The organism is Brevibacillus sp. AG (genome assembly GCF_028369215.1).
In the GTDB taxonomy this organism is placed as follows: Bacteria; Bacillota; Bacilli; order Brevibacillales; family Brevibacillaceae; genus Brevibacillus; species Brevibacillus porteri.
Window position 1 is genome coordinate 489219 of record NZ_JAQMYO010000001.1, and the last position, 14380, is coordinate 503598.

The 14380-nt window shown below is 45.9% G+C and carries 2 protein-coding genes; both read right to left on the reverse strand.

From position 1 onward, the window contains the following. Window positions 1-39 precede the first annotated feature (39 nt). A complete protein-coding gene (gene tycB / locus POF51_RS02105; protein ID WP_271753571.1) occupies window positions 40-10809 on the reverse strand; it encodes a tyrocidine non-ribosomal peptide synthetase TycB in 10770 nt (3589 codons plus the stop codon). Between the two features lie 94 nt (window positions 10810-10903). Beyond that, the gene (gene tycA / locus POF51_RS02110) at window positions 10904-14182 is read right to left on the reverse strand and encodes a tyrocidine non-ribosomal peptide synthetase TycA (protein ID WP_069845049.1); all 3279 of its coding nucleotides are present in this window, start codon (window positions 14180-14182) and stop codon (window positions 10904-10906) included. Between the last annotated feature and the right edge of the window lie 198 nt (window positions 14183-14380).

Genomic DNA, 14380 nt, shown 5'->3' on the forward strand with positions numbered 1-14380 from the left:
GCTTTTATTGGAGGAATAGCAATTTCTTATGTCGCCCGATTAGATTAATTCCAGGATGTTCTCCAGTTCTTCCATAGAAAGGTCATCATCACCGAGATCACTCGGGGTCAATTCTCCATTTTCTTTTGACATGCAATGCCCAATAATGCTGAGCAAGTGATTCCGATAGCTGTCTGCCAATTTCACAATGGTTTCTTCCTTATACTGGAGACTGCTGTAACCAAAACTGATCTGGAGCTTTCCATCCTCGATCATGCCGGAAATATCCAACAAGAATGCTCTCTCCGATTCTGGACTGAAAAGCTGACCCGTACCAAGTGGCGAGAAAGTAAGTCCGCCTGATTTTACATCCGAATCAAATTGTCCGAGGTAGTTAAAGCTGATTTCCGGTTGCAGGCTAAATTGCAGGGATGGACGCAGCTTATCCGCCGTCATCATGCGTAAAATCTCGTAGCCAATTCCTTTTTTCGGAATATGGCGCAAGCCTTCTTTGATTTGCTTGATTTGGTATGACAAGTCCTTTGATTTTTCCATATCAAGCACGACAGGGAACTGGGATGTGAACCACCCAATCGTTCTAGTCACATTCATTTCATTCTGAATATCTTCGCGACCGTGACCTTCCAAGTTGATGACAGCGTAGTTGGTATTTGCCCACTCTTTCACGGTTAATCCCAACGCAGTCAGCAACAGGTCATTTATTTCGGTGTGATAGGCATGATGAACGTGACGTAAAAGGTTTTCTGTCTCTTGAGCTGTCAACTCGATCTTCGCTGTACGGGTGTGCTTTTGTTTACGATCTGCTGTAACAAAATCGGTTGGCAACTTTTCTGCCGTGGTCACGCTCTCGAGGTTGTGCCAATACGCAGCTTCACGTAAAAGCTCGTCACTCTCTGCATAATCTTGCAATTGAGCCGACCAATCCTTGAATGAATCTGTCTTTTTCGGCAAGACGATCTCCTGATTGTGGAGAGCCTGCGAATAGGCAGATGAAAAATCTTCAAACAAGATGCGCCATGAGACACCATCCACGACCAGATGATGAATGGCAATCAGTAAATGATCCCCTTCAGTTGTGGAGAAGAGTGCCAAGTGGACGAGTGGTCCCTGTTCCAAATCGATACTGCTTTGGATATGATCAGACAACTCCAAAATACGAGCTGCGCTATTTGCATGATCTTTCAAGTCATACGAATGGAAGCGGAATCGCTCACCTGTCAGCGCTCGATTGATTTGCGTGATTGTCTCATTCTCCAGTTTGTATATCATGCGCAACGCATCGTGGTGCTCGACGATTTTGTAGAACGCCTGCTGAACAAGTCCCGGATCAAAGCCATCCTCTCGGAACAGCATAACAGCCTGATTCCAGTGATGACGGTCAGTGAAATTGCATTCGAAGAACCACTTCTGGATGGGCGTCAAGCCAATCTCGCCTTCTACTACTCCCTGATCGCTCTCTCTGGTGTTCGGTATGACATGGGCAGCAACTTGTTCAATGGTCGGATATTGGAACAGTTCCTTCATCGCCAGCGTCCACCCTGATGCGTGCAAACGCGTGGATACCTGAATGGCTTTGATGGAATCTCCGCCCAATTCAAAGAAGTTGTCTTTCATTCCCACTTGCTGAATTCCCAATACCTCTGCCCAGGTCGTTGCAAGTAAATGTTCCAGTTCGTTTTGCGGTGCTTCATATTCTCTGCCCGATTTCTCTTCGTGGCTTGGCTTCGGCAATGCTTTGCGGTCAATTTTGTCATTTGGTGTCAACGGCATTTTATCCAACTGAACAAAGAAGGAGGGAACCATATAATTTGGCAATTCTTTTCCCATGAATTCTCGCAGTTGAGCCGGACTTGCTTCTCCATCAGCTACATAGTATGCGCACAAGTAAGGTTGCCCCTGGTCATCCAAATGTGTGATGGCCGCTGCCTCAATAATCGTCTCAAATTTCAACAGAACACTCTCGACTTCGCCCAGCTCTACCCGATGACCGCGCACCTTCACTTGATGATCGATTCTGCCGAGATACTCGATATTTCCGTCCGGAAGCCATTTGGCCAGATCCCCGGTGCGATACATCTTCTCTCCTGGCACAAACGGATTGTCGACGAATTTTTCAGCTGTCAATTCTGGTCGATTCCAATATCCTCTCGCGAGCGACACCCCGCTGATGCACAATTCACCTATTTGACCGACTGTCTTCAATTGCATTTGTTCATCCACGATGAACAGCTTCGTATTCTGAATAGGTTTTCCAATCGTAATGCTCTGACTAACTGGTTCATGCGGCAAAGCTTTCCAGAGTGTCGCGCAAACCGTACTCTCTGTCGGGCCGTAGCCATTGATATAGGTCACTTTCTCTTTCCATTGCTCTACCAATGCGGTAGATGCTGCTGATCCAGCAGTAATCAGGATACGCAATGACGGCATACGGTCAGGCTCAAGATAAATGGCATACGTCGGCGGCAACGTGAGAATAGTTATTCCGTTTTTGTGGACGTATTCCTCAAATTTGCGGAAATCATTGATCGTATCGCGGGAGATGATATACAAGCTCGCTCCTGTCAAAAGAGCTATAAACATATCCCAAACCGATGCGTCAAAAGAGATACTTGCAAAATGCCCTGGCCGATCTTGTGGCGTTACGCCAAGCTGATTCCTGAACACCGCTTGCAGATTGGCCGCTCCTTTGTGCTCCAGCATGACGCCCTTTGGATTGCCAGTGGTACCGGACGTGTAAATGATATAGGCAAGATCAGACGGCTTGTTGATGCAAAGCAGATTGTCTGTATGCGACGAATAGCTCCCTGCGTCGTCCAAATCGATAATTTCTGCCTGACTGGACACCTTGTGGGTCAGATGATTATGAGTTAGCACGTGCTTCGCTTGACTGTCCTCGATCATGTACCGGATTCTTTCCTCGGGATAATCCGGATCGACCGGCAAAAAGGCGCCGCCAGCTTTTAAAATGGCGAGTGTGGCAATGGCCATTTCCAAGGAACGTTCTACCATCATGACGACGATTTGCGATGGTCCTACTCCTCTTTCACGCAATACGGTGGCTAGCTGGTTCGCTCTTTCATTGAGCTCTTGATACGTCATCTGATTCTCTTCAAATACAACGGCCGTTTGATCAGGCGTATTTGCTGCCAGTTCCTCAAAGAGCTGTTGTATGGTCTGGTTTTCCGTGTACTCTCTGTCTGTATGATTGAACTCCACCAGCAACAACTGCTTTTCTTCTGCCGTTAGCATCTCAATCGCTTGAAGTTGCTTATCAGGTTCTGCCGTAACATTTCGTAGAATTTGCATGAAATGACGCGACATTCTGTCTACCGTGTCTCTTCTAAACAGCTTGGTGCTGTACTCCAGTCGCAGCAACAGGTCTGTTTCCCGTTCAGTCAGGTGAAAAGACAGGTCGAACTTTGAAATGGCAAGCGCGCTCGTCGATTCATAGGGATGATAGGTCAGTTGACCCAGTGTTTTTTGGTACAGTTCGTCGGTTTGCAGAATGAACATGGTATCAAAAAGTGGATTGCGTCCCGGATCACGTTGAATGCCAAGCTTTTCAACCAGACTTTCCAACGGATAATCCTGATGATCATAGGCATCCAGGGCATTCTGCTTGACTTCCATCAGAAACTCCTTGAAGGTCTTCTCTGCTGTCGGTTTGTTTCTGATTGCTAGCGTATTGACGAACATACCGACAATCGGTTCGAGCTCAGCGCGTGTCTTGCCGGAGATTGGCGTTCCGACAACGATATCATCCTGCGCCGTATACTTCGAAAGCAGCAAATTGTAGGCGGCTAGCAAAACCATAAACATTGTCGTTTTCGTTTCTGCAGCCAGCGCGTGTAAAGCTTCCAGCAGAGGTCTATCGGTAGCAAGTACGATTTGATCACCCTCAAAGCTTTTCACAGCTGGACGTGGAAAATCTGTCGGAATCTCCAAGACAGTGTTATGCCCCTCAAACGCATGGCGCCAATATTCTTCCTGCTTTTTGAAGTCATCTGACTCGTTAAAGCCTTTTTGCCAAACAGAAAAGTCTTTGTATTGGATACGCAGCTCCGGTAACTCTCTGCCTTGGTACAATTCTGCCAGTTCATTGAAGATAATCGTGATAGACGAGGCATCCGAAGCAATATGATGCATGTCATACAAGAGAAGATGACGTTCATCCGAGATTTGCACGAGCCCCATGCGCAGCAGTGGCGGAACAGCCAGATCAAATGGACGGACAAACGCATGGAAAATTTCATCGATCTGATATTCTTCTGCACGCTGATACTCCATTTCCACTTTCACGTGGTCATGAATTTTTTGGACCAGCTGATCTCCTACCATCTCAAAGGAGGTTCTCCAGATTTCGTGACGATCTACCAATGCTTGCAGCGCATGCACCAATTGATCGCGATCCAGTTGACCCTCTAGCATGATCATCCCAGGCGTATTGTAGCTGATACCCGCGCCTTCCAACTGATGGAGCACGTACATCCGCTGTTGGGCAGATGATACCGGGTAGTAATCTTGTGGTTCTGCTGGTTGAATCGATGCATCTGGCGCATTCTCACTGTTTGCTATCAGCCTGGACAAGGCTCGAACGGTGGGCTGTTCAAAGAAATGCTTCAAAGGAAGATCGGTTTGAAACTCCCGATGCACATGCGCCACTATCGTCATAGCTTTTAAAGAATGTCCACCCAGCTCAAAAAAGTTATCCATCACTCCGATACCGGAGATGCCAAGGACGTTTTCCCAAATCTTTGCCAGTGTTGCCTCTACTTCATTAGCAGGCGCGACATACTCCACACCTGTTGTAGGCTTTCCTTCAGGCTTCGGCAGTGCTTTGCGATCGATCTTGCCATTTGGCGTGAGCGGGAAAGCATCCAGTTGAACGAGATAGGTTGGTACCATATACGCTGGCAGTTCTTGAGATAGATGTGTTCGAAGCGCCGCTTCCGAGATGTTGTCTTTTCCGGTGAAATAGGCAGTCAGATACGCGTCTCCGCTTCCATCCTGATAAGCAACGACAATCGCTTCATTTGTCGTTTCATAGCTGAGAAGAACCGATTCTATCTCCCCGATCTCAATCCGGTATCCTCTCACTTTTACTTGTTCATCCAGACGTCCTGCGAATTCAATCGTGCCGTCAGGGAGCCATCTGCCAAGGTCGCCCGTCTTGTACATGCGTTCACCTGGCTCAAATGGATTGGAAACAAACTTCTCTTCGGTAAGTTCCGGTTTGTTCCAATATCCGCGTGCCAAACCGAGTCCGCCTATACATATCTCTCCCACTACACCGATTGGTAGCAGCTGGTGCGAATGGTCCACGATGTATATGCTTGTGTTTGCTATTGGCCGTCCAATGGTGATCGGAGCATCCGGGAGCGTATCGCACAGATAGGTGGCGATAACACTGCTTTCTGTCGGACCGTACGCATTGACAGCAATCATCTGCGGATTCATCTCTTTGCACATCTCAACTAACTTCGGTGATAGCTTTTCTCCCCCGAGCACGGCCATTTTCATCGGACTGATCTCATCGGTGGTGCTGCATTCCAAGATCGCTTGGAACAAACTTGGCACGCATAACGTGTAGCTGCAACTCCATGTTGAGATCAGGTTTTTGAGCGCTATCGGATCTTTGGCTTCTTCATCCTTCGTCAAGACAACGGTTGAACCGGATAGAATCAACGCAAAGAAGGTAAGGACAAAACCATCAAAGGCAAAGGATAGAGCCAACAAACCTCTGTCATGGACAGATAAGGCAAACTCTTCTTTGTTCCACGTCACACTGTTGACAATACCTCGGTGCTCCACCATAACGCCTTTTGGCCTACCTGTCGTACCCGATGTGTAAATGATATAAGCCAAATTGGTAGCCGTATGAATCGGGTCAAGATTTGTGGTGATCCGAGAATAGTTACTCGTATCCTCCAGATACAGGCATTCCACTCCAGCAACAACCTTTGTTCCAAGATGCTCTTGGGTAAGCACCAAACGAGCTTCGCAATCTTCGAGCATGTAAGCAATGCGATCATTCGGATATTCTGGATCGATAGGCACGTATGCTCCGCCAGCCTTGAGAATGGCGAGGATTCCGATCACCATCTCCAAGGAACGATTTGTCATAATCCCAACTCGTTCGTCAGCCTTTACTCCTTTTTTCCGTAATGTACGAGCAAGCTGATTGGCTTTCTTATTGAGCTCCAGATATGTCAACTGTTTGTCCCCGCAAACCAGCGCGATTTGATCAGGGGTTTTCAGTACTTGTTCTTCAAATAGCTGTGGAAGTGTGCTTTCCAACTCAACAGGCTTGAATGTGTCATTGAAATGGACCAGCAATTCCTGCTTTTCTTGCTCAGTGAGCATCTCCATCTGATAGAGAGCCAAGTCCGTGTTCGTGATGACTTGTTGCAAGATTTGGATGTAATGACGCGACATTCGTTCGATGGTCTCCTGCTTGAACAGCTTGGTGCAAAATTCGAAGCAGAACATGAGACCTGCATGGTTTTGTGTTGCTTCGAGCGACAAATCGAATTTCGCCATTTTTCCCTCTGGCACGAAAGGTGTCACTGTCATGCCTTCGATCTTGATCGGATCGGCATCCATGTTTTGCAAAATGAACAAGGTGTCAAACAATGGATTGCGGCTTCGATTTCGATTGACCGCCAGCTTTTCAACGAGTTCCTCAAACGGGTATTCCCCATGCTCAAATGCAGCGAGTGTATTGTCCTTCACTTCTCGTAAAAATTGCTTGAAGCTTTTGGTTGCCACAGGCTGATTTCTCATTGCTAGCGTGTTGACGAACATACCCGTGATGCTTTCGGTGTCAGGGTGCGTTCTTCCAGCTGTCACGGTTCCGACTACCATGTCTTCTTGCCCGGAGTATTTTGCGAGTAAAACATGATAGGCTGCCATGAGCACCATGTAGAGCGTAGTCCCCGTATCGGCCGCCACTCGTTGCAAGCCATCCAGCAGCTGTTTTTCTGTGCGGAATGAATAACGTATCCCCTCAAAACTTTGAACAGACGGTCGAGAGTAGTCCAAAGGCAGATTCAAAACAGGAATTTCACCAGCGAATCGCTCGGTCCAAAACGCTTCCTGTTTTCTGTATTCGTCTGTCTGTGCCAGACCCTTTTCCCAAACCGCGAAGTCTTTATATTGAATGCGTTGCTCTGGCAAGGATTTGTCTTGATAGAGCTGTGCAAGATCATTCAGGATGATTTGCGAAGACACTCCGTCTGAGATGATATGGTGCATATCGATGATCATGACATGGCGCCGCTCTCCCAGTTTGACCAGTCCAACCCGACTTAATGGAGCCTTTTCCAAATCAAACGGACGCATGAAATCCGTGATGACTTGATTCAAACGTTCTTCTGCCGCTTCCATGTAGGTGATTGGCAGTTTGCATTCCTGATGGATGCGTTGAACCAGCTCACCGTTGCTGGTATGGAAGGAGGTTCGCAGCGATTCATGACGACTCACCAGATTGGAAATGGCATACTCCAGCTGCTGCACATTCAATTCCCCATCGAGTACCGTCACAACGGGCAGATTGTACACCGTACTATCCGGATCGAGCTGGTTTAAAATCAGCATGCGTTTTTGCGCTGAGGATACAGGATAGTGCTCTTGCATGACGACCCGCGGAATAGCGAGATACGTTCCTTCCTCTTCACCTTCCACATACTTGGCGATTTCTTGAATGGTTGGTCTATCAAACAACACGCGAAGCGGAACATCTGCTTGGCAGTCTTTTTGCATCCGGGAAATGAGATGAATCGCCTTTAGCGAATGACCCCCCAGTGTGAAAAAATTGTCCTGAATGCCAATCGGGGACACGCCGAGTACGTTTTCCCATATGGCTGCCATTTTCTGTTCCAGTTCGGTTGTCGGAGCGAGGTAATCCGCTCCCGTAAAAGCATTCCCCTCAGGTACGGGCAAGGCTCTTCTGTCTGTTTTTCCATTAGGTGTGACCGGAATCCGCTCCAAGTTCATAAAGAAGGAAGGGATCATATACTCTGGCAGCGTTCGTGATAAGTAAGCACGCAGCTCCTCGTTACTGACTTCGTCTGTCAAAACGACATAGGCGCACAAATACTTTCCGCCTGTCTCATCCGTTCTATCGATGACCACGGCTTCCTTAATCAAAGCGTGGTTGAGCAAGTGCGATTCAATCTCTCCCAGCTCGATACGATGACCCCTGATTTTTACCTGATGGTCGATTCGCCCTAAAAACTCGATATTGCCATCTGGCAGCCAACGAGCGAGGTCACCCGTTCGATACATTCTTTCTCCTGATTGATACGGGTTCTCGAGAAACTTCTCCGCAGTTAGCTCTGGATTGTGCAAATAACCTCGCCCTACGTTCGCACCAGAGATATACAGTTCCCCAACAATGCCGTCTGGTTTCATCTGCAGCTTTTCATCCAGGATATAAATGCCTGTGTTACTGATCGGTTTTCCGATTGGTGGCAGCTCTGGAATATTCATGCTTGGGTCCATCGTGTAGGTGGTTACCACATGTGTCTCCGACGGCCCGTAATGATTGTGTAAAAATACGTGATGGTTCCGCAGATATTTCTGTAGCTCATGAGTGACGACGAGCTGTTCCCCGGCTGTGATAATGTGCTTGACGCAACGCGGGAAGCTTTGCGCATAATCTTTTTCGTTAAAGATAAATTTCAAGAAGGATACAGGAAGGGACAAAATGCTGATCTGTTTTTCCTGGATAAAGGCAAACAGTTTTTCTACATGACGTCTCATCTCATTCGTGATGAGATAGAGCTGTCCCCCGGAAAGCAGCGTGGAGAAAATCTCCTGGTAGCAAACATCAAAGCTGCATGTGGTATACTGCAATACTTTTTCATGAAAATCGATGTTGGTCTTGGTAAACGTAAAGTGCATCAGATTTGCCATGTTTTTATGCTCAAGCATGACGCCTTTTGGTTTCCCTGTCGTTCCTGAAGTGTAGATAATATAAAACAAGTCATCTGGATGATTGATCGTTTCGACAGATACACTGCTCTCTCCCCAGATGGCTGGAGCGCTGATATCTATTTTTTCAGTAGAAGTAGTGACTTTCTCTAGTAGATGATGCTGGGTCACTACCAATTGAATCCCGCTATGCTCGAGCATGTAGGCAATTCGTTCTTCTGGCAGTTCTGGATCAATCGGTACAAACGCACCACCGGCTTTCAAAACCCCAAGAATTCCTACAATCATCTCGATGGAGCGATCCATCATCGTACCAACCAGACTGTCTGCAGCAATCCCTTTTCCTCTCAAAAATCTGGCGAGCTGATTGGACTTTTCATCTAGCTCCCGATACGTCAACTGCTGTTCTCCGAATATGACAGCAACCTGATCGGGTGTCCTTTCCACCTGTTCCATAAAGAGCTCGTGCATGGTTTTTGTTGGATAAGCCGCTGAAGTATCGCAGTTTCTGTCCATTAGCTGTTGTTTTTCAGCTTCTGTCAGCAAGGTAACCTGTTGAAGCGTGACCTTCGGATTGTTTGCCACGCAAGCCGCAATCTGCTTGAGATGTCCAGCCATTTTTTGGATAAAGGCTTCATCGAAAACAGCAGCATTATAATCAAACCGCATCGCAATCTCTTCTTTGGGCATTACCATGACGGTCATGTCATAATTGGTAGGCTCAAACATCTCGACATCAGAAATAGTAAAGCCTACTTGCTGTGTCGAGGCCTTTTTCTGCAAGGCCTCAACTAACGGATAGTTTTCGATGACCATCAGGTGATCGATCAAATCTTGCTTCAATACGGAATCGTTTTGAATATCGTACAAAGGCACATGCTCATATGACTGGGATTGCAGTGTTCTTTGGTGCACAGCCTGTATCAAGTCGGCAAAGGTTTGATCGTTTTTCGCTTGAATGCGGAATGGAATGGTATTGATGAACAACCCAACCATTTTGTCGATTCCGACGATTTCAGTTGGTCGCCCGGATACAACAGAACCGAATAGCACATCATTCGTAGCGTTATAGGATTGGAGGAGAATCCCCCATAATGTTTGAATCACAGTCGGCAATGTCACTTGATTTTGACTTGCGATCGCAGAAAGCTGCTGCGTCAGCATGCTATCCAGCACAAAACGATATTGTGCAGGTAGAAAGGCATTGCTAGAAGACTTCCCAAATTTCGGCAAGGAAGTTTGCTGTTCAAATTGTCCCAGATATTCTCTCCAATATGCGAGAGCAGCCTCTTTATCTTGCTTTTCCAGCCAACGAATAAATTGGCTGTATGGCTGCACCGGATCAAGGGCAATCGGAGCCCCGTTCTTTAAAGATAAATAGGCGGAAAGTAAGTCATCAAAAATAATGCTAAAGCACCAACCATCCATGAGTATGTGATGAAAGCTCCAGATGATTTGGTATTCGCTCTCCGTCATTTGGAAAATAGCCACTCTCATCAACGAATCTTTCGCCAGATGAAAGGTTTTCTCTTGGTCATTCCTTTTGTATTGTGTGTAGCGATGCTGCTTTTCTTGCTCGTCGTATGCAGTTAAATCGCAAAATAGGATGGGAATGGGCCGTTCCTTCAAGACAACCTGCAAAGGCTGCTTTATTTTTTCATAGAGAAACAGCGTGCGAAACACATCATATCTCTCTACCAGCACATGCAAGCTATTGGTAAACAAACCAACATCAAGATCGCCCTGAATCGAAATGGACATCTGTACAAGATGAGAGTTATGTTCTTCATCTAGCAAGGCGTGAAATAACATTCCCTCTTGCATGGGCGTCAATAAATACATATCTTGTACTTGTTCTTTGCTAAAAACACTCATTCCGGCACCTCGATATCAACTGTATTTGTCATATTTTCATAATAATGTAAGTCAAGAACATGTTTTTGCCCACAAAATATTAGCAAGCGCTTATTTAGTTAAGTGTATTGGCAAGTAATTCAAAGATGTCGTCCATTTCTTCCATTTGAAGTCCTTTCATACTAAAGTCACTGGGAGTCCGTTCGACTTCTTTTTTCTGCGAGCAATGAGTGATGATCGCCCGGAGATGTTTTCGATAGTTCTCACTCAGTTGATGAATGGACTCTTCTCTAAACTGCTCCTCGCTGTAAGTAAACGTGATGAGAAGCTCTCCACCTTCCATTCTTCCTGTAATATTCAAGGCGGTATAAATCTCGGAATCGGGACTCAGATTGTTCTTTCCATCAGCACCGAGCGAGTTACCTGAACTATACGGAGAACGAGTAAACAATTCGTTGTTAAGGCCTGAGTCAAATTGACCCAAGTAGTTAAACGTCACTTCGGGATACAAGGAATAGGACAAGGAACGTCGTTTTTCCGGTTCTGTCATATATTTTAAAATTTCATAGCCAATGCCTTTATTGGGGATCTTCCTCAAGTTTTCTTTCGTGCATTTGATATGTTCAGGTAAGTGATTCATTTGACTCAAATCTAGTAAAACTGGATATTGGGACGTAAACCATCCGATTGTTCTTGTCACGTTAGCGTGTTCGATCACATCCTCGCGACCGTGCCCTTCCAGATTAATCACGATTTGGTCAAGCCTGCTCCACTCTGCAACAGCCAGCCCCAATGCTGCCAGTAACAAATCATTAATTTCTGTTTGATAAGCAGAATTGGCCTGCTTCAACAATTGTTCGGTTTCCTCTGCTAGCAATCCGACCTGTATGTTGCGGATACTCTTCTGTTTGCATCCCTTCGTTTCATAGTCTTTCGGAAGGGAAGCATGCCTAGCTTCTGATTCAAGATTCTCCCAATACGGGATTTCTCTCACCAACTCATCACTATTTGCATACTCGTTCAGCCATACTGCCCAATTTTTAAAAGAATCCGTTTTTTCTGGGAGAACGATTTCTTTTCCTGCTAGAACTTGACTGTAGGCAGTTGCTAGATCATCAAACAGAATACGCCAAGAGATTCCATCCACGACTAAATGATGGATGGCCAAAAACAAATGATCGCCTTGAAGCGTATGAAACAGCGCTGCCTTTACCAACTGTCCCTCTTCTAAATTCATGCTGCTATGCAAGCGTTTCGTCTCTTCTTCGATTGCTTGCTGGACATCCGAATGCGAGGTCAGATCATATTGAAGGAAATCGTATAATTTGCTACCCAATCCTCGATTCTGTTGAATGATTCTCCCATTCTCGTTCCGATAGACCATGCGTAGCGCGTCATGATGCGAAAGGATTTTATCTAAGGCCTTACGGATGGCTTCAGGCTCAAATCCTTGTTCACGATACAACACATACGATTGATTCCAATGAAACATATTTGTAAAGTTCTTTTCAAAGAACCATTGTTGAATGGGCGTTAAGGTAACAGGGCCTTCGATGATTCCCTGCTCGCTTCTCCTCGTCGTACTTTTGACATAGAGAGCAACCTGCGAAATTGTCGGGTAATTCAGCAAATCTTTCGTGTCTAGTTTTAGTTGATAGGCATGCAAACGAGCAGCGACCTGGATCGCTTGAATGGAATCCCCACCAAGTGAGTAAAAATTATCGCGAATTCCAATTTTCTCGATTCCCAATACCTCTTGCCAAACGGTTGCGAGAATCGATTCTGTCTGATTTCTGGGAGGTTCGTAAGCAGGATTTGTCTCAGCAGTAACATCAGGTTCTGGCAATGCTTTGCGATCAATTTTGTCATTCGGCGTGAGCGGCATTTTATCCAGCTTCACGAAATAAGAAGGAAGCATGTACGCAGGTAGCTTTTGAGCGGCAAATTCTCTGATCTGCGCAGGAGTTACTTCCAGTTGCGAAATATAGTAAGCGCACAAATAGGGTTGATCGTGTTGGTCTTCCCTAGCGATTACCACTGCCTCTTTTATTTGTTCATGTTTCAGCAAAACGGACTCGATTTCTCCCAACTCAATCCGATGACCCCTGATTTTCACCTGATGGTCGATTCTGCCGAGAAACTCGATTTCTCCATTCGGCAGCCATTTGGCCAGGTCACCTGTCCTATACATCTTCTCTCCTGGAACAAACGGATTATCTACAAATTTTTCGGCGGTCAAATCTGGACGATTCCAGTATCCTCTGGCTAAGCCTACTCCACCTATGCATAATTCGCCTTCACTGCCAATTGGCTGCAATTGTAGCTCTTCATTGACAATATAAGCGTACGTATTTTGAATCGGTTTACCGATTGGGATCGTTTGGTTGAGGAGCACATTGGAAGGTGCTTCCCATATGGTCGCGCAAATGCTTGTTTCCGTTGGTCCGTATGCATTCACGTACCTAACTTTATTTTTCCATCTATTTACTAAAGGGAAGTTAGCAGCTGAACCTGCCGTAATCATGATGCGAAGTGTTGTAAAATGATCTGGGTTGAGGTGAGTCAAATAAGTGGGTGGCAACGTGATGATGGTCAATTCATTTTTATTCAAATAGTTTTCAAAACTGATGAAATCATGAATCGTCTGTTTGGAAAGGATGTAGAGGCTGGCACCGGTTAGTAAAGCCATGAACATTTCCCATACCGATGCGTCAAAAGACATGCTGGCAAACTGTCCAATCCTGTCTGCAGGTGTTACACCAAACGTATTTTGAAAGAATGATTGCAAATTAGCGATCCCTTTATGCTCCAGCATGGTTCCTTTCGGCTTGCCAGTTGTGCCTGAAGTATAGATGACATACGCCATATCAGTAGGTTTGCTTGGCAAGTGAAGATTGGAATCCGAGCGAGAATCCAGCTGTTCTTCCTCGAGTACGACTACAGGACCACGGTATCCGACGTCATAAACAAGGTTACTGACGTTTTTCTGGGTGATGACGATTTTGGTTTGACTGTCTTGCAGGATATATTGAATCCGATCTCGGGGATATTCGATATCGATGGGAACATACGCTCCGCCAGCCTTGAGGATGGCCAGAATAGCTATCACATTTTCAATGGATTTCTCCATCATCACACCGACGATGCTATCTGTTTTTATCCCTTTTTCGATCAGTGCTCTTGCTAATTGGTTAGCCTTCCTGTTGAGCTCCTGGTAAGTTAATCGCTCATTTTCATAAACGATGGCAACTCGGTGTGGCACAGCTTCTGCCTGTTCCTCGAACAACTGATGAATCGACTTATCCTGTGGATATTCAGCCTTTGTATCATTAAACAAGGCTACCTGTTCTTTTTCCCGCTCCAAGTCGATCAGATTGGTATGATTTCCCAACATGTGTCCCCTCCGATAATTGGCAAACTTTTGTCTATCATGAAGTGTGACAATACAATGTGATGGCCAAACAGGTAAACGAAACTGCAAGGAAATGGTCCGCTAAATCTGACGATGAAGCCTCAGTGACGAATGGATCACATAGAAAACTCCCTCATCAACACCATTTAATATAATGGCCTAATGTAACAAAATATGTGG

What these genes read in the sequence shown, in the direction of transcription:
- tycB (WP_271753571.1), bottom strand. Translation starts at nt 10,809, where the DNA reads ATGAGTGTTTTTAGCAAAGAACAAGTACAAGATATGTATTTATTGACG.
- tycA (WP_069845049.1), bottom strand. Translation starts at nt 14,182, where the DNA reads ATGTTGGGAAATCATACCAATCTGATCGACTTGGAGCGGGAAAAAGAA.